The 18,492-nt window shown below is 33.3% G+C and carries 13 protein-coding genes and 2 tRNA genes; 9 read left to right on the forward strand and 6 right to left on the reverse strand.

From position 1 onward, the window contains the following. Nucleotides 1-9 precede the first annotated feature (9 nt). From rseP to DNJ73_RS06935, 3 genes are all read left to right on the forward strand, one after another. Nucleotides 10-1,092 (forward strand): RIP metalloprotease RseP, encoded by a 1,083-nt coding sequence (gene rseP / locus DNJ73_RS06925; RefSeq protein WP_158466985.1) that lies wholly within the window; start codon nt 10-12, stop codon nt 1,090-1,092. 127 nt (nt 1,093-1,219) lie between these two features. Continuing rightward, on the forward strand, nt 1,220-1,522 hold the full coding sequence (gene rpsN / locus DNJ73_RS06930; protein WP_158466986.1) for a 30S ribosomal protein S14: 303 nt from the start codon (nt 1,220-1,222) through the stop codon (nt 1,520-1,522). Between the two features lie 185 nt (nt 1,523-1,707). Continuing rightward, the gene (locus tag DNJ73_RS06935; protein ID WP_158466987.1) at nt 1,708-3,876 is read left to right on the forward strand and encodes a polyribonucleotide nucleotidyltransferase; all 2,169 of its coding nucleotides are present in this window, start codon (nt 1,708-1,710) and stop codon (nt 3,874-3,876) included. A 2-nt stretch (nt 3,877-3,878) separates the two neighbouring features. On the opposite strand, the gene DNJ73_RS06940 is transcribed toward DNJ73_RS06935, so the two are convergent. Next, on the reverse strand, nt 3,879-4,793 hold the full coding sequence (locus tag DNJ73_RS06940) for a 3'(2'),5'-bisphosphate nucleotidase CysQ (protein ID WP_158466988.1): 915 nt from the start codon (nt 4,791-4,793) through the stop codon (nt 3,879-3,881). Nucleotide 4,794: 1 nt separating this feature from the next. On the opposite strand from DNJ73_RS06940, the gene rsmI reads away from it, so the two are divergent. Next, a complete protein-coding gene (rsmI, locus tag DNJ73_RS06945; RefSeq protein ID WP_158466989.1) occupies nt 4,795-5,685 on the forward strand; it encodes a 16S rRNA (cytidine(1402)-2'-O)-methyltransferase in 891 nt (296 codons plus the stop codon). A 287-nt stretch (nt 5,686-5,972) separates the two neighbouring features. On the opposite strand, the gene DNJ73_RS06955 is transcribed toward rsmI, so the two are convergent. Further along, nucleotides 5,973-6,833, reverse strand: coding sequence for a helix-turn-helix domain-containing protein (locus DNJ73_RS06955; protein WP_158466991.1), 861 nt, complete (start codon nt 6,831-6,833; stop codon nt 5,973-5,975). Between the two features lie 265 nt (nt 6,834-7,098). Here DNJ73_RS06955 and DNJ73_RS06960 point away from each other — a divergent pair. Both DNJ73_RS06960 and DNJ73_RS06965 read left to right on the forward strand, forming a co-directional pair. Then, a tRNA-Arg gene (locus DNJ73_RS06960) sits at nt 7,099-7,172 on the forward strand. A 501-nt stretch (nt 7,173-7,673) separates the two neighbouring features. Next, entirely contained in the window at nt 7,674-9,251 is a 1,578-nt protein-coding gene (locus DNJ73_RS06965; RefSeq protein ID WP_158466992.1) for a tetratricopeptide repeat protein, read from the forward strand. A 136-nt stretch (nt 9,252-9,387) separates the two neighbouring features. On the opposite strand, the gene DNJ73_RS06970 is transcribed toward DNJ73_RS06965, so the two are convergent. Beyond that, nucleotides 9,388-9,675: a DNA-directed RNA polymerase gene (locus DNJ73_RS06970; RefSeq protein WP_158466993.1), complete on the reverse strand. Its 288-nt coding sequence runs from the start codon at nt 9,673-9,675 to the stop codon at nt 9,388-9,390. A gap of 294 nt (nt 9,676-9,969) precedes the next feature. Between DNJ73_RS06970 and DNJ73_RS06975 the strand changes: the two genes are divergently transcribed. Continuing rightward, nucleotides 9,970-11,130 (forward strand): DegT/DnrJ/EryC1/StrS family aminotransferase, encoded by a 1,161-nt coding sequence (locus DNJ73_RS06975; protein ID WP_158466994.1) that lies wholly within the window; start codon nt 9,970-9,972, stop codon nt 11,128-11,130. 92 nt (nt 11,131-11,222) lie between these two features. After that, complete coding sequence (locus DNJ73_RS06980) at nt 11,223-11,612, forward strand: GNAT family N-acetyltransferase (protein WP_187152616.1); 390 nt, start codon at nt 11,223-11,225, stop codon at nt 11,610-11,612. Between the two features lie 31 nt (nt 11,613-11,643). On the opposite strand, the gene DNJ73_RS06985 is transcribed toward DNJ73_RS06980, so the two are convergent. The 3 genes from DNJ73_RS06985 to DNJ73_RS06995 all read right to left on the reverse strand — a co-directional run bounded on the left by DNJ73_RS06985 (nt 11,644) and on the right by DNJ73_RS06995 (nt 16,079). After that, nucleotides 11,644-13,620, reverse strand: a complete 1,977-nt coding sequence (locus DNJ73_RS06985) for a tetratricopeptide repeat protein (RefSeq protein WP_158466996.1) — start codon at nt 13,618-13,620, stop codon at nt 11,644-11,646. A gap of 236 nt (nt 13,621-13,856) precedes the next feature. Then, nucleotides 13,857-15,863 (reverse strand): tetratricopeptide repeat protein, encoded by a 2,007-nt coding sequence (locus tag DNJ73_RS06990; RefSeq protein WP_158466997.1) that lies wholly within the window; start codon nt 15,861-15,863, stop codon nt 13,857-13,859. Between the two features lie 143 nt (nt 15,864-16,006). Continuing rightward, nucleotides 16,007-16,079 (reverse strand) — tRNA-Ala (locus DNJ73_RS06995). A 273-nt stretch (nt 16,080-16,352) separates the two neighbouring features. Between DNJ73_RS06995 and DNJ73_RS07000 the strand changes: the two genes are divergently transcribed. Next, on the forward strand, nt 16,353-18,422 hold the full coding sequence (locus DNJ73_RS07000) for a tetratricopeptide repeat protein (protein WP_158466998.1): 2,070 nt from the start codon (nt 16,353-16,355) through the stop codon (nt 18,420-18,422). Nucleotides 18,423-18,492 lie beyond the last annotated feature (70 nt).

The following is an 18,492-nucleotide window of genomic DNA, read 5'->3' on the forward strand; positions in this document are numbered from 1 at the left end:
ACCTAATTAATGAACGTTCTTTTATCAATAGCCGTACTTGGCCTACTAATTTTTTTTCATGAGGCTGGTCATTTTTTAGCAGCCGTACTCCAAAAAATTAAAGTAAGTGGTTTTTCAATTGGTTTTGGACCAGCTCTTTTTAAAAAGGAAATAAATGGAATTACTTATTCAATTAGATCTCTTCCTTTAGGTGGATTCGTCTCCTTTCCCGATGAAGAGACTGATTCAGTTGTTAAACCCAATGACCCTGATCTTTTAAAAAATAGACCTATCCATCAAAGAGCAATTGTTATTTCAGCAGGTGTACTAGCAAATTTATTACTAGCTTGGATAGTACTTATAGGACAAGCAAGCTTTGTAGGTATTCCTAATCAACCTGAGCCAGGGGTAATCATCATGGGTATTCAACCAGATGAACCTGCTTTCAAATCAGGCTTAGAGGCAGGTGATCGAATTATGAGTGTAAACGGACAAGCATTAGGAAGCGGTAAAGAGGGGATTATGAACTTAGTCAATATTATTCAGAAATCATCAGGAAAAGAATTAATTTTCGAGAGAGTTAATGACAATGAAAGTAATAATGTTTCAATAACCCCCTCTGAAAATGAAGGGAATGGAAGGATAGGAGCCCAATTACAACCAAATCTTCCAAATGAAGTATCTAAAGCAAAAAATATTAATGAAATAATTAACAGCTCAAATTCACAATTTTATGAATTACTAAGCAGAACAGTTATTGGATATAAGAGTTTAATTACTAATTTCTCTTCAACTGCTCAACAATTAAGTGGACCAGTCAAGATTGTTGAAATTGGTGCTCAGCTTTCAGAGCAAGGTGGATCGGGACTTGTACTCTTCTCTGCATTAGTTTCAATTAATCTTGCTGTTCTAAACTCATTACCCTTACCACTTTTAGATGGAGGGCAATTAGTTCTTCTCATTTTAGAAAGTATCCGCGGTAAGCCCGTTCCTGAAAAAATTCAATTAGCTTTTATGCAATCAGGATTTGTGTTACTTGTTGGCCTAAGTGTAGTTTTGATTATTCGTGATACGACTCAACTTTCTCTTGTGCAGCAATTGGTACACAGATAATTAAACTTACGCTCTATTAATTTGTTGAAATCACAGAAATTATTTTGAAAATAAATTGCCGCTAATGGCTTAAAACATTCATCCTAGGAGTTAAAATGATATTTAATTAAGTCCAAAACGCCCCTGAATGGCCAAAAAGTCAATGATAGCGCGTGATGTAAAGCGCAAAAAACTAGTCGAAAGATACGCCGAAAAGCGTAAAACTCTTATTAATGCTTTTAAATCAGCTAAAGACCCTATGGAGAGATTAGAAATCCATAGGAAGATTCAGGCTTTACCAAGAAATTGTGCGCCAAATAGAATTAGAAATCGTTGTTGGGCAACTGGCAAACCTAGAGGAGTTTATAGAGATTTTGGACTTTGCAGAAATCAACTTAGAGCCAGAGCTCATAATGGAGAATTACCTGGAGTTGTAAAATCAAGCTGGTAAAAACTAACAGAAAATTTAAAAACACTTAAGAAGTGGGAAACTTTATATATCCCACTTCTTTTTTAGTTATATCGATTTAGTAATTGTGGTAAATGTTTCCTCTAACAAACAAATCTAGCTAGATTTTTACTCAGTTAGTCCCATTAAGTGTAAGAATGCTTAAAGACAAAAAGCTATAAAGTCACGTGCAAGGTCAGACAAAATCCGTTTCCTTCGATGGTAGAGAGATAAAGCTCACTACAGGGAGATTTGCTCCACAAGCTGGTGGTTCAGTATTGATTGAATGCGGGGACACCTCCGTTCTAGTAACAGCAACAAAATCGACAGGTCGAGAGGGGGTTGATTTCCTACCTTTAATGTGTGAATACGAGGAAAGGCTTTACGCAGCAGGAAGGATTCCAGGTAGTTTTATGCGTCGCGAAGGACGTCCTCCAGAGAGAGCTACGTTGATTTCAAGACTAATTGATCGTCCAATGAGACCTCTTTTCCCTGGATGGATGAGAGACGATATACAAATAGTTGCAACATGTCTTTCTTTAGACGAAAGAGTTCCTGCTGATGTCCTAGCTGTAACAGGAGCTTCAATGGCAACATTGATAGCAGGTATTCCTTTCCAAGGTCCTATGGCTGCTGTTCGGGTTGGGTTATTGGGGGATGACTTTGTTCTCAATCCAAGTTACCGAGAAATTGAAAGAGGTGATCTTGACTTAGTTGTTGCAGGGACTCCAGACGGTGTTGTAATGGTTGAAGCTGGAGCTAATCAGCTATCAGAACAAGACGTTATTGAAGCTATTGATTTTGGCTACGAAGCCATTACTGAATTAATTAATGCACAGAAAGAAGTTTTAAAAGAATCAGGAATCAAACAAGTTACCCCCGAAACTCCTGAAATAGACGACACAATTCCTAATTATTTAGATAAAAATTGTACAAAGTCAATTAGTGAAGTTCTCAAAAACTTCGAGCAATCGAAAGAAGAAAGAGATAATAAAATTGAAGAAATAAAGATAAGTATTACTTCAAAAATAGATGGACTAAAAGATGATAATGCTGTTAAAAAATCACTAGCTTCAAATAGCAAGCTACTAGAAAATAGCTATAAAGCTTTAACAAAAAAATTAATGAGAGAACAGATAATTAAAGAAGGAAAGAGGGTTGACGGAAGAGCATTAAATGAAGTTAGAGAAATCGATGCTGCTGCTGCTGTTTTGCCTAACAGAGTACATGGATCAGCTTTGTTTCAAAGGGGTTTAACTCAAGTCCTTTCCACTGCAACATTAGGCACTCCAAGCGATGCGCAAGAAATGGATGATCTAAACCCAAATACTGATAAGACCTATATACACCACTACAATTTTCCGCCTTACTCAGTAGGGGAAACTCGACCAATGAGAACTCCTGGAAGAAGAGAAATTGGTCATGGGGCTTTAGCAGAAAGAGCACTAATTCCTGTATTACCCGCAAAGGATACTTTCCCTTATGTTTTAAGAGTTGTTAGTGAAGTTTTAAGTTCAAATGGCTCAACTTCCATGGCTTCTGTATGTGGAAGTACTTTAGCGCTCATGGATGCAGGAGTCCCTTTGAAGGCCCCTGTAGGTGGAGCAGCAATGGGATTAATTAAAGAAGGAAAAGATATCAAAATATTGACTGATATTCAAGGAATTGAAGACTTTCTTGGAGATATGGATTTCAAGGTTGCAGGAACAGAAAAAGGTATTACTGCATTGCAAATGGATATGAAAATAACTGGGCTTTCAATTGAGACAATTGGAGAAGCTATCAATCAAGCACTTCCTGCTAGAACTCACATTTTAGGGAAAATGTTGGAGGCAATTGAGACTCCTAAAGATAATCTTTCTCCTCATGCCCCTCGTCTATTAAGTTTTAGAATAGATCCAGAACTTATTGGAACTGTAATTGGACCTGGCGGAAGAACAATAAAAGGAATTACAGAAAGAACAAACACAAAAATAGATATAGAAGATGGAGGGATAGTAACTATTGCATCTCATGATGGAGCAGCTGCAGAAGAAGCTCAGAGAATTATTGAAGGCCTAACAAGAAAAGTACATGAAGGAGAAATTTTCTCTGGGTCAATTACCCGTATTATTCCAATTGGAGCATTTGTTGAAATTCTTCCTGGCAAAGAGGGTATGATTCATATTTCTCAGTTATCCGAAGCAAGAGTAGAAAAAGTTGAAGATGTAGTAAAAGTTGGAGACCAAGTTACTGTAAGAGTAAGAGAAATTGATAATCGAGGACGCATTAATTTAACTTTAAGAGGAGTACCCCAAAATGGTGGGATGAACAATTATCCTGAGCCAACCCCTACCCCTGTAGCGCCTCTTACTTAATATTAGACTTTGAATTTCGGTTCTTCTTTAGAGAAAAACTTCATAGCTTTTTTACAAATGTTTAGGTGAGATTTTCCATGGCTAGCTATTAAACAACCGGACTGAGAATAGTCGGATTTTTGGTAAATCAAATTAGCTCCATCAGCATGAGAGAACATTCCACCTGCCGCCTCAATAAGGGCATGAGGCGCAGCCATATCCCAATCCTTTGGAGCAGTCTTTCCTGATAGAGAGATATATACATCTGATTCTCCTCTCAAAATTGATGCAACTTTGCAACCGACACTCCCTATTCTCTTTGTTTTAGAAAAGGACAAAGTTGATAGAAGATTTAAAAGTGTTGATTGTTGATGATTTTTGCTTGAAACGAGTACAAGTTCAGAGATATCTAGCCTTTCACTAAAAGAAATATCCTTTTTAAAACCATTGCGATTTTCACACCAAGCACCACTTCCAATAATTCCAACCCAAAGCTCATTTCTCTCAGGGATAAGAACTAATCCAATTTTTGGTTTTTTTTTATGCGCCAAAGCAATATGAACTGCATAGTTTTCAGATCCTTGAAGAAAATCTTTTGTTCCATCAAGTGGATCAAGAATCCAACACCAATCTTTTTTATAATTAGTTCGATGAAAAGTTTTTTCCTTAGTAGTTTCTTCACTTAAAATATCCCAATCTTGAAAAGTGAAATTATCCTTCAATCCAGAGATCAATAATTCATTAACTGCCATGTCAGCTGCAGATACAGGTCCATCTCCACCCTCCTCAATCGTTAAAGATTTTGGGAAACCATAAGGTGGTTCTTGACCTCGGGCATAGGCCATCAAAACATCAGCAGCAGCCCAGCTAAGCTTTCTAAGTTCATCCAATAAAGTCGTTAATTCGACATTTTCTGGCACAACAAGATCAATTGACATAATGGATTTAATTGATGATTACCAGCCTCAACAAGATAGAACAGAACCTTGCCCAGGGACTCTTTATATAGTGGGAACACCAATTGGGAACTTAGGTGATTTATCTCCAAGAGCAAAGTCCATTCTCAAGAGGGTTTCACTAATAGCTTGCGAAGACACTAGAAGAAGTGGTCAACTGATGAAAATAATAGAATCCAAAGTCCCCCTTCTTAGCTATCACAAACACAATTTCAAAAGTCGACAAAAACAATTACTAGAATTGTTGAAAAACAATCAAAGTATTGCTCTCATTAGCGATGCTGGCTTGCCTGGGATAAATGACCCTGGAGAAGAGTTAGTTAAAGCTGTAAGAACAATCAAACATGAAGTCATTTGCATACCTGGCCCATGCGCAGCTACAACAGCATTAGTTGTCAGCGGATTAGCATGTCAAAGGTTTTGCTTTGAAGGATTTCTTCCAAAAAAACATGGGGACAGAAAACATCGGCTAAAAATAATTTCTGAAGAGCCGAGAACTACAATCGTCTATGAATCTCCACATCATTTACTTAAACTATTAAAAGATTTATCTACTTTTTGCGGGGAAGAGCGCCCAATACAGATTGCGAGAGAACTCACAAAAAGATATGAAGAATCTATAGGTAGTACAATAGGAGATGTTATTAAACATTTTGAGATTAATAAGCCAAAAGGTGAGTTCACATTAGTTATTGAAGGAAAAAAAGAAAAGAATCAAGAATATAAAATAAGTGAATCAGAAGCATTAAATAAACTCAAAAAATTAATCAATCAAGGTGAGAAATCTAATATTGCAGCTCGGAAAGTTGCAGAAGAAACAGGCTATGAAAAGAAATGGCTTTATTCAAAATTACATAAGAAACTTGACAAATAAGCTGTTTCACTTAATGCTAATTAAAAGGTTGATTTTAATGAATTTTTTATATGTTTTTTAGATTAAAACTTTTCACTCTAAATATTGCCACGGCAATATTACTAATTTTCTTCCTTTGCTTAGGATCCCAAAATCTAGGTAAGAGATATAGTTTAAATTTAATATTCAATAAGACTGTTCCTCTGCCAATTGGTTTTTTAATTGGTACTTCTTTTACTGTAGGGTTAATCTCAGGCGGCCTAACTTCAATTCTAATTATTAAAGATGAGAATTAAATTATAGATTTACTAATTATCTAAAGCAATTAGTGAATCTTCAAGAATTAGTCTAGTAACTCCTTTTGAAATTAGATATGATTTAGATAACCCGAAAATACTTGTATTTGGAATTTTTATAACCCTTTGATTTCTTGAACAACTTCTATTAGCGGAACGTTTGTTAGAAAATAGTAAAATTGCATTCCTTTTTAATTCATTCTCTGGCAAAAAGCTCCATTCTGGTAAGTCTGAAATCAGTTGTAAATCTAGTTCAACTTTTTTATCAACAATCATATAAACGATCTCAGGAAGGGATTTATAATTAAGTATCTGAAAATCTGATTTTTGCTTGACTTGATCAAAGTCAAAATCAGAAATCAATGGTGCTATCTCTTCAAAACCTTGATCAAAGTTCTGATTTTTTTTATTGCTATCATAATCTTTATTGTTTTGACTTTCGGATGATTTTTCTGCTCTGAAATCTTCTTCCTCATCAAGAGTTAAAATAGTTATCTGATCTAATTCCGCACTATAAAAACCTTCATTTATTTGCACGCATTTATCTTCTTCTATAACGTCTTCTTTTAATGAAATTAAAGGGTTTATCTGTTCTGAATCCTTTGTTTCTTCCTTAACAAGTTCATTATTTATCAATTCTCGTTTTTTATTATTCTTTGATCTTCTTTCTTTTAAAGATGTATATTCTCTATCTGATAATAAAGTTTTAACTGTTCTATTTATAGTATTAGGTGTGCAACCATATTTTTCCGCTAGGGCATTAGTATTATCTCCTGCTCGATAAGCTTCTACTATTTCAGCTTTTTGAATCTTCGTTAACCTTCTTGAAATCATTTCTTTCAGTTCTGTATATCCAAGATAAGACCAAATCATCGGAAGTAGTAAAAATGATTTTTAACCCATAAAAAACTCTTATATAAGTTCAGAAATCACACATCCTTAAATATCGCTGCTAAAAAATTGAAAAACTTAATTTTTTTAGGATGTACTTTTTATTCAAGATCCTATGGAACAAATCAAAATCTATTGTTGGTCTGCTTAATTCTGCTTGTGATGAGCTACGTCAGTATGTAATCTTAAATAGTTGACGTTGATTTTAGGTTAAGTTTCTCTAAACACTTTACCTAAGATTCATCAAGCTCCCTTAGCTCAGCTGGATAGAGCAACTGCCTTCTAAGCAGTGGGCCGCTGGTTCGAATCCAGCAGGGAGCGTACTCAAGCAACTTTGATAATTAGATATGTCAGTCATTCCTCGAAGAGCTACTTGATTGACTGGCTATAAAAATAAATCTCTAAATTTTGATATTTTGCGCAATCATAGGAGCGCCTAAACCATTCCGGTAAAAAAATTAAAGCTAATAAGGTGTATAAAAATCTTTAGTACGAACGAAGCAGGGGCATTGCGATTTAACTAAAATGCAATTGAATCTCCTTAGTAGTCTCTAATCTAACGAAGCGAAGAAAGTAAATTCATTGATATAAAAAGCGTTGAAAAAGTTCTCGATACTTTTCCGAAGGAAAAAATTTTTACACGAGGTAAAAGCGGTGGAAAATTATCAAATGCCATTATTTCCAAAGGGTCTAGCTGAATTACTTTTCCAACAAATGGATTAATTATGTTTATTTGCAACCGATTTATCTTTTCAGAAAGCTAGAATCATTGATCAGTAATAGAATAAATTAAATTATTAAAGTTATAAACTATAATTAGATGTGACCGAAAGAGAAATAGATCCAAAGCAAACAAAGGCTGAAATAAATACATTCCCAGTTCCATTTGCCTTAAGAGAAAATCAAGGAAATCTTACTATTAAAACAAATACTGCTAAGCAAACGTCTAAAGAACAAATAATCAATCAAGCATTTAAGTTTCATTCACAAGGAAACATTTCAGAAGCAGCAAAACTTTATCAATATCTAATTAACCAAGGTTTTAAAGATCAAGGAGTTTTCTCTAATTATGGAGTCCTCTTAAAAGATCTTGGCAAATCACAAGAAGCAGAATTATCTACCCGCAAAGCAATTGAACTGAATCCTAATTTCGCTCAAGCTCATTACAATCTGGGAAACATTTTGAGAGACCTTGGTAAATCACAAGAAGCAGAATTGTCATACCGCAAAGCAATTGAAATCAAACCTGATTACGCAAATGCTCATTCAAACCTAGGGCTCATATTGAAAGATCTTGGAAGATTAGAAAAAGCAGAAGCATCACAACGCAAAGCCATTGAACTGAATCCTGATTTCGCTGAAGCTCATGGCAATCTAGGAATCATGCTCCTCGAAAAAGGGGAGTATGACTTATCCCTAAAATATTTTTCTGAATGTGCTCAGTTACTCCGATTACAGAAAAATCAAGAATCAAATCTCGCAAAATTCAAAACTATCAGTAAGGCAAAAATAGATCATGATATTGAACAATTTGAATATTTAGCTTCGAAAGGTTATGAGACTAAAAAATTTTTTGATCTTGCCACTCTTTATAAAAAAGTTGCCGCTGAAATCAATTGGCCCTCTGAAACCCAATTGATTACTCTAAAGAATAAACATCAAAGACTGCTTAAAGATAGCTATAATCGTCTAATTCATCGAATAAAAGCTCCTAGATTAGAAAAAGAAGTAATCAATAATTCCTTGAATATTGAGGAAATCACAAATAACTATTTCGATCACGAGTTCGGATTAACTTACATTGATAATTTATTAAGTACTACAGCTCTTGAATCTCTTAGAAAATTTCTACTAGGAACAACAATTTGGTTTGATATCAAAAGTGGTGGCTATCTCGGAGCATATTTAAAGGAGGGTTTAGCTAATCCACTAATTATTCAAATAGGAGAAGAATTAAGAAAAAAATTACCAAAAATCTTCAAAAATCATCCAATTAAGCAGATATGGGCTTACAAGTATGATAGTCGCACAAAAAATGAAAATTCATTACTCCGAGGAATAAAAGTTCACGCAGATCAGGCAGCAATAAATGTAAATTTTTGGATTACTCCTAAAGAAGCCAACTTAAATTCTGATTCTGGTGGTTTAATTGTCTACGACGTAGAAGCTCCACATGATTGGGATTTTAAATTTTACAATACTTCTTATGACAAAACAAAAATACGAGAAGAACTAAAAAAAAGTAAAGGCAATACACAAGTTATTCCATATAACGAAAATCGTGCTGTTATCTTCAATTCAAATTTATTTCATGAAACTGATAATTATGAGTTCAAAGAAGGATATGAAAATCGTAGAATTAATGTCACGATATTATTTGGTGATAGAAGGAATAAGTAGCTAGTTTCACTTTGATATAGAACATATTCTCATCTAATATTTCTGATCTCTTTGTTGAAGATTTTGGAGAGGTCAAGTCAATGGAGGTAGCTTATAATCAACATATACGAAGACGAATCAAGTACTGTCGAGAGGTCTACAGAAGCTGAGTGAGCCGTGGAAATTTCTCAGATGACACTTCGATCTCATCAGCTAAACGAGCCAATGGATCGCCTTTGCGAACTTGAACAAACCTATGTTTTATCCTTACTTTTGCTTTATCCATATAGTTAGGGAGAACCTTTAAAAAATCGTGTATTAAAGCTATTGGTTGGTTCCAATCTTGGAAGAAAGATTTGAAGACTTCTGCGTCATAGCTATGTATGAATGTGGGAGCAATTGTTTCTTCTATTGCTTTGTCATCAATTCTCTGTCCTTCGCCCATGGCCAATTCTTACTCTCCATAAGTGTGTTCTTTCTATATGTATGACATCAACTTTCATTTTATATAAGTGAATGTTGCCATGGTTTGGTGTTGTACAAATCACTGTAGTTGATCCATCTTTTCGAGCTTGTTACCATAGCTTCTTAAACCAAATCAATACTAACTTTCACTATTAACCATATGAATGTAATATAAAAAATATCCAAATTATTTACTATCGTATTTAAATAAATTACATTCACTGAATGATCTTTTAATTAAATACAAATTCACCATACAAAAGATTCTAGGGACATGGATAAAAAATATAATGTATTAAAACCTGTTTATGATATTGATAATATAACCAATAGCATAAAAACTACACTTAAATCTGGCTGGACAGGTGATGGTGGGCTTACAAAAGTATTTGAGAAAAAATGGTCACAATATACAGGTTATAACAATAGTATTTATGTAAATTCATGCACAGCAGCATTACATCTATCATTACTAGTTTTAAAAGATAAATATCCTAGAAAAAGAAAAGTAATCGTTCCAGATATTACATTTATATCTTCAGCTGCTGTAGTTCTTCAGTCTTCTCTAGAATTAATTCTTTGTGATGTAGATGAATCTCTATGCCTAGATCCAAAGGCACTCAAGAAACTTGTTAGCGATGAAATATTGGCCGTTGTTTTTGTGGGAATAGGTGGAAATAGCCAGAATCTAATACAAGTAAGTGAAATTTGTAAATCTAGCAATATTTCACTCATCTTAGATGCAGCGCACATGTCAGGTAGCAAAATTTCACCTGAACATTCACCTCATCTAGGAGAATATTCTGATTACGTTTGTTATAGCTTTCAAGCAGTTAAAAATCTTGGAATTGCAGATTCAGGAATGTTATGCACACAAAGCCAAGATTCCCTAGAAGAAATTTCAAAATATCGCTGGATGGGAATAGATAAGACCACTTATCAAAGAACCGAATCATTAGAGAAAAACATCTATAAATGGGAATATGAAATCGATAGGTTGGGATACAAATATAATGGTAATGCTTTGGTAGCTTCATGTTGCCTGGCAATATTGCCAGATCTCGATAAAAACAACAAATATAGGAGATCATTGAGAAATAAATATATTAAAAGCTTTAGCTCATTGGATGAAATAAAAGTCATTCCTCACTTAAATGAAAATTCAACATCGGCTCATCTTGCTCAAATTCTTCTAAAAGAGAGTAAGTCTTCAAATGAACGAAATGAATTTATTTCAAAATTAAATAGGCATAATATTTTCCCTGGCGTACATTATAGATCAATTTCCAAATTCAAATACTATAAAAAATTCGGTCAAAACATAATTAATAGTAATAATATTTCTGATAAAATAATTTCATTACCATGTCACCTTGACATAAGCATAAATGACATTGATTTCATTTTAGATAAAATAAAATCTGTCTTAGCATGAGATATATTAGTGAGCTAGGATGTAATAATATTACACTGGAATCAATTTACAGGATATACGGTTGGAGATTCAAGACTTATAATGATAAATTCTTGATTTCAAAAATAGCAAACATAGAAGAACATCTATTATTCATAAATTCAGAATTAAATAACTCAAATTCGACTTGGTTTGCATATTTTGAAAAAATCGATTCAATTCAATTACCTCGAATTATTGGTTGTTCAAGTTTATATAACTATTCGGCAAATTCATCATCTGTAAGTTTAGGAAGATTAATGGTAGACCCATCTTTCACATCTTTAGGAATAGCATCAAAACTAATCAAATATTCAGTTGACTATGCAAAAAATAAATTAAACTGTAAAACAATAAACTTGATAGTAAAAAATTCTAATCATAGAGCAATTAAGATATACGAAAGATTTGGGTTTGAGTTGTTAGAAAGTGATGAATCAAGAAAATATATTTTAAAAATATGATTTTTCATTATTAATAGGTTAATTATCATAATTATATAGATATTAAATCTTGATATTTCTCCTCTAAATCTCTTGTGAAAGTTTCTGAATTAAAATAAGTTGAATCAAGTTGTCTCTGTTTAAGTATATGCTTTATAGATAAATGCTTTTCCGATGTGGTCGCAATTTCAAAGGCGATTCTTTCGTATTCATCTTTATCCTTTGCAATTAAATCATTCATATTAATTGCAGAAAGAATACTTGTAGATATCCTTGCAGAAAAGCTATTTCCAGAACATGTCAAAACAGGTAATCCTGATCTAAGTGCCAAAAAAGTCATCAGACCAGAATTATAATTAAAAGTATCTAAAAATAAATCAGCACATTTTTGTCTACTCATATGTAAATCTATAGGCATTTTACTTGAAAAGATAATTCTTGACTCATCTACCCCCCTTTTCCTTGCTTCATTAATTAAATTATTTTTTGATAATGAATTAGATTCAAGAAGCCACAAAATACTATTTTCAACTTTAATTAATAATTTCATCCAAATATTAAATTCAATTTCACTAATCTTGTAATTATTAGCAAAATTACAGAAGACAAAAGAATCTTCTTTTAATCCAATCTCTTTTCTCGTGAATGTTTTTTTAGAACTTCTAAGTGTATCATCAATACATTGAAGAGAGTTTGGCATATAAATGATTTTCTCACTATAAAATTTCTTATTAGCTTCGGGAATAATATTTTTATCCGCTATTAAATAATCAATGCAATCTGCTCCTGTTGAACCAGGATAATCTAAATAAGAGATCTGAGTAGGTGCAATTCTATTAGCAAAAATAGTCATCCTAGATATCCTCGTATGTCCCATTAGATCTATCGCAATATCTAATTTATCATTCTTAATTATTTGAATAGCCTCTTTATCACTTAATTCCCCCAGTTCTCTATAGAAATTAAAAGTTTTTCTGACTCTCTTGGTATAAGAGTCCTCCATCCTGTTTCTTAAAGAATATGCAAAGACTTCAAAGTTTGATTTATCATGAAGCTCAAATACTCTAGCCATTAATATCATCACAGGGTGTTTACAGAAATTTGCAGAAAAATATCCTATTCTTATTTTTCTGTTTATATTTCTTTCTTTTTGTATAAATAAATTCCTTTCACTAATATCTAGATGAATATTTTGTTTATAAAATCTTCTTGCACGAATTAAATGTTTCATAGGTTTATCTTCTAATGACATAAAAATCATCGGGGACACAGCTAAACCAGTTATTCCTAGATTCTCTAACCAATTTAAATTCCTTCTTCTTAAACTCCAATCACAGATAAAAGCCTGGATTTCAATTATTCCAGCCTTTGCTAGAGAAGAAGTCGGATCTATTTCTATTGCTTTCTCATATGCCTTTAAAGCCTCTATGAGATTTAACTCATTATGATTTAACTTGAATATTTGATTTAATATTGTTCCTAAGTTTTCATATCCATTGACAAAATTAGGATTAATTGTTATAGATTTTCTTGTATGACTTTCTGCTTCTTCTAGTCTATTTAATTTAATTAATATAACACCTAAGTTATAATGGGCCTGATAATAATCTGGTTTAATAGAAATTGCTTTCTCTATATAAAACTTAGCTTCTTTTAATCTCTCAAGATTTATAAGTATGGTGCATAGATTAGAATAAGCATCTGGGCTATTAGGAAATAAGCTTATTGATTTTTCAAAAAGCTCTATTGCCTTATATATTTTATGCTCATGTTTATTTATTAAACCATAATTCGATAATACTAATGGATTATTAAAACCTTGATCAAGGAAATATTGATAATATTTAGAAGCTTCTATGATATTACCTTCAGAATGAAACTTAAATGCTTTAGCTATAATTTTATTTTTAAGATCATTAATCGACTGATTCTTAGAATTAGTAATATTAATTTCTTCTAAAGGAACTTGAACAGAGAATGTAGGTATCTTATTTTTCTGATCCATAGATTCATTTTCTTTATCAATCATTTCATTATGGTTTTATAGTAATTTGAAAAGAATCAAATTAAATAAATAATAATAGCACAAATATTTTTCAAAAAAATTGATATTCTTTATATTTCCACCTCAAAAAACACTAAATTTAAAGCAACACCTGAATACCTAAAATAAATAATACTTCTAATACTTTTAGCAATCTGATCAACATTGATTCAAATAAAGCTCATCATACTTGAGAGTTTTAGCTTTACTTCTTGTTGAATTTAAGGGTTTTTGCGCTTAGCTGGTCTTTGCTGGCAAGTTTGGCAAATAGATGGAAGGGGATATTCCCCAAGCATACTGGCACGCAATTTTTGAGCTGCATCACTTTGGATCACAGTTTCTATAGAAGAGTCACGAACATTACCTACTTTTAATTTGCCATCGTGATCAAGGCAACATAGTGTTACGTCACCATTCCATAGGACACCAACGTGAGAGAAAGGATGATGACAATATGACGATTGTCTTGTCGTTTCTAAGTCGAATTCATTACTTACCCTAGTGTTCGCGAATGTAAACGCTCTCCAAAATGTCAAAGTTATCCCATGCTGTAATGAGTAAGTGGTAGACGTACAATTATTATCCCGAACTAGATCAGCGGCATTGTGATCTTTGCGCTCATAGGGAGTCATTCCTAACTGATGCTCAGCTTCAGCGACAAAATCGTTCCACTCTTTCAGGATCGCACCAGCCTCTTTTGCACTCTCAATGATACTGACATTTGATGCAGTATCCTGAGTAACCATAACCCTTATATCGATATTATTTTTAGTCGCATTTCCTTCAGCTAAACGTTTCATATATTCAGTAACTAACAAGCGAAGATTCGAGATATATCGATCCCATGAAATGCCAACTGCACCTCTAATATGATATGTCTCTTCAGTAGGAGTCATATGGCTGGCAGTTACTGTGCCATATAAGGTGTCTAATATCTTTGAAACATTTTTTTTCCCAAGTGTACTGATATTAGTTGTTAAATTAGTCTCTACATTTTTTAATGATCCAAATTTTAAAATCTCAATCAAATCAGGATGCAAGGTTGGCTCACCCATTAAATGAAGTTGGACTATCTTAGAAATTTTTTTATCAGCATTCTCTTCGTAGAGTTTTTTAATAAGTTCTAAATCCATCGAACCCAGCAGACGTTCTTGTGAGTCCGATGGACAAAATGAACAATGGAAATTACATTTGTTAGTCAATTCGAAAAAAATATCAGTAACGGCTGGCGCCAGCGCATAGTCTCCCACTGGGCTGATACCTGTACGGTTAACAAAAGCTTGTTGATTAATAGCAACAGACTCTTCAAATCTACCCAATTCTTGAAGCGTGACACCCAAGTTACTTTGGGCTTCTGCAAAGTCAGGCTTTATCGCTATTGCTTGTTTATAACTTGCTTCAGCTTCGTCAAACCGGCCCAGTTCTTGAAGCGTGACACCCAAGTTACTTTGGGCTTCTGCAAAGTCAGGCTTTATCGCTATTGCTTGTTTATAACTTGCTTCAGCTTCGTCCAACCGGCCCAGTTCTTTTAGCGTGTTACCTAAATTATTATGGGCTTCTGGGTAGTTAGGCTTTATCGCTATTGCTTGTTTATAACTTGCTTCAGCTTCGTCCAACCGGCCCAGTTCTTTTAGCGTGTTACCTAAATTATTATGGGCTTCTGCATAGTTAGGCTTTATCGCTATTGCTTGTTTATAACTTGCTTCAGCTTCTTCCAATCGGCCCAGTTCTTTTAGCGTGATACCCAAATTGAAATGGGCCGCTGGATCTTTGGGAGATAAATGTACAGATTTTTGCGCAGGAATTAATGACTCATTAATCCTGCCAGTCTGTTGAAATACCGCGCCAAGTACTTTCCAGGAGAATGGATGATTTGGAAACCTTTCAGAAAGTAATACTGCAAACTTCTCTGCTTCAACAAATTCCCTGTTTTGATACATCCGTAATAATTGATTTAGTTCTGAACCTATTGGTTTCTGCTTAATTACTAACTCATTGAGTTTCTTGTCATTTCCACCTTTCTGCTTTGCTTTTTCAATAATTTTTTCTTTAGAGGCATTCTTAGCTTTATTGCTGTTGATAATGATATTTTCATTATTTTTTTCTAAGGCAAATGGAACTGGGAATGTTTTCGGTTCAGATCCTTCTTTCTTTTTGCCTGCGTTTATCTCAGTCACATCAATTTGATTTTTTTTTAAAGATTTATTAGTAAGGATTATATCTTGCACTAGTTTTTAACTTTCTAATAGCAAATATTTTCAATCTTAATTTTTTGTTTCTAAGAATTCTTGTATGTTTCTTAAATTCTTTTAATTAAAACCATTAATCCTTTATTAAAATGAATGTAAACGATTTTTCTAGAAAAGCTTAATGGAGCCAAGCGGACTCGAACCGCTGACCCCCTGCATGCCATGCAGGTGCTCTACCAGCTGAGCTATGGCCCCAAATCGTTGACATGACAGTGATTGCAATCAATCTCAAGCAACATAACCATTATACTTCACCACTCAAATATACCCAAATACACACTGCCATAAAAGGCGAAGACATAATTATTACAATCAGAACAAGGAACAGATAAATAAAGGCAAACAGAAAAGGAATATGGAATTAGAATCGACTATTGCTTACATTGCAGAGGATCAATTTATTTTTAAAGTTTAATTTTTAGTGCAATGTATAATGCTCATTCATAGATTCTTTGCAAAACAAATAATTTGACCAAGGGGAAAAGGAATCAAAAGAAAGCAGGATTGGGATTTAAAACATTCCCAGTTCCATTTTCATTAGGAGAAAGCAAAGAGAATATTACTATTTCTACTAATACTTCTTATAAACCTTCTAAAGAACAAATAATCGATAAAGCATGTAAGCTTCATTCACAAGGAAACATTTCAGAAGCAGCAAAACTTTATCAATACTGTATTAATAAGGGTTTTGATTATCCAACAATTTATTTGAATTATGGAGTCATATTGCGAGATCTTGGCAAATTAAAAGAAGCAGAAACCTGTTATCGCAAAGCTATTGAACTTAATCCCAAGTACACAGAAGCTCATTCCAATCTCGGAAATGTATTGAGAGATCTTGGCAAATTAAAAGAAGCAGAAACCTTTTATCGCAAAGCTATTGAACTTAATCCCAAGTACACAAAAGCTCATTCCAATCTCGGAAATGTATTGAGAGATCTTGGCAAATTAAAAGAAGCAGAAACCTTTTATCGCAAAGCTATTGAACTTAATCCCAAGTACACAGAAGCTCATTCCAATCTCGGAAATGTATTGATAGATCTTGGCAAATTAAAAGAAGCAGAAACCTTTTATCGCAAAGCTATTGATTTAAATCCTAACTATGCAATAGCACACTCAAATCTAGCAAAAATTTTACAAGAGCTAGGCAACATAAAAGAAGCTGAATTACATGTACGCAAAGCGATTAAATTGAAACCGGATTTTGCAAACGCATATTATAATTTAGGAAACATATCAAAAGATCTAGGTAACATAAAAGAAGCTGAATCATCACAACGCAAGGCAATTAAAATTAAACCTAATTTCGCAGAAGCACATTCTAATCTAGGTCTTATATTACAAGATCTAGGCAAGTTAAAAGAAGCTGAATTACATGTACGCAAAGCAATAGAGATCAATCCTAACTATTCAAATGCATATTCAAATCTAGGAAATATATTAGAAAATAATGGAAAATTAAAAGAAGCTGAGTTATATACACGTCAAGCAATAACTCTAGACCCAAGTCATCCAGATGCTCATTTTAACTTGGCACATATTCTTCTTAAAAGAAAAGAATTTATTGAGGGATGGCAAGAACATGAATCGAGATGGAACATGACAAATATAATGATAAGTTGCGGAAATCACCTGAAAACAAACAAGCCTGAATGGGAACCTGAGCGTAGAGGTCGTCTTTTGTTATGGCCTGAACAAGGTCTCGGTGATGAAATTATGTTTTTATCACTTGTTCCAGATTTAATTGATCATGTCGATCAATTAATCATTCAAACGGATCCAAGATTGATCCCTCTCTTACAGAGATCACTTAATCAAGCAAAAATTGAATATATACCCAAACAGGAACTTATCGATGAAAACAAATATGATTTTCATATCGCGATGGGATCACTTCCAAAGTTCCTAAGAAATTCTTTGAATGATTTCAAAGACTCCAAACAATTCATACTAAACGTTGATCAAGCCAGATCTAATCAATTAAGAGAACAATTAACTGATAATCGGTTCCAGAAAATTGTTGGTATTTCTTGGAAATCAATATCTCTTAGTAAAAAAAATAAATCATTATCCCTTGAACAATTTATACTTGGTATTTATTCACCAAATATTAGATTTGTTTGCCTTCAATATGGTGATGTAACAGAAGAAATTGAGAATATAAAACAGAAACATAATATCGACATTTGTGAAGTTAAAGAAGTTGATAAGTTTAACGATATTGATGCTCTTTCTGCATTAATCAAAGCTTGTGATGAAGTTGTCTCTATTCACAATGTCACTGTGCCATTAGCAGGAGCCCTTGCTGTTAAAACCAAAGTACTTACGGTCAGAAACAATGCATGGTGGTGGGGAATCGATGATGATGAAAGTTACTGGTATCCCTCAATCAAACTTTATAGACAAAGTCAAGATGATCAATGGGAAAAGGCCTTGCAACAAATAAAAACTGAACTTCAAGTACATCAGTCTTATGCAAATAAGACTAATCAATCAAAGATTAACTCTAATTTAAATGATGAGGAATTATCTTATTAAAAAGTTTAAATGTGATCCTCAAAAGAAGACTATTGTTTGGCTAACTACATGGGGTGATATATCATAAGTA

The sequence above is a fragment of the Prochlorococcus marinus XMU1408 genome, from assembly GCF_003208055.1.
Classification (GTDB): domain Bacteria; phylum Cyanobacteriota; class Cyanobacteriia; order PCC-6307; family Cyanobiaceae; genus Prochlorococcus_B; species Prochlorococcus_B marinus_A.

Coding starts and splice junctions, on each gene's coding strand:
- rseP (WP_158466985.1), top strand. CDS start 10: ATGAACGTTCTTTTATCAATAGCCGTACTTGGCCTACTAATTTTTTTT.
- rpsN (WP_158466986.1), top strand. CDS start 1,220: ATGGCCAAAAAGTCAATGATAGCGCGTGATGTAAAGCGCAAAAAACTA.
- DNJ73_RS06940 (WP_158466988.1), bottom strand. CDS start 4,793: ATGTCAATTGATCTTGTTGTGCCAGAAAATGTCGAATTAACGACTTTA.
- rsmI (WP_158466989.1), top strand. CDS start 4,795: ATGGATTTAATTGATGATTACCAGCCTCAACAAGATAGAACAGAACCT.
- DNJ73_RS06955 (WP_158466991.1), bottom strand. CDS start 6,833: ATGATTTGGTCTTATCTTGGATATACAGAACTGAAAGAAATGATTTCA.
- DNJ73_RS06970 (WP_158466993.1), bottom strand. CDS start 9,675: ATGGGCGAAGGACAGAGAATTGATGACAAAGCAATAGAAGAAACAATT.
- DNJ73_RS06975 (WP_158466994.1), top strand. CDS start 9,970: ATGGATAAAAAATATAATGTATTAAAACCTGTTTATGATATTGATAAT.
- DNJ73_RS06985 (WP_158466996.1), bottom strand. CDS start 13,620: ATGATTGATAAAGAAAATGAATCTATGGATCAGAAAAATAAGATACCT.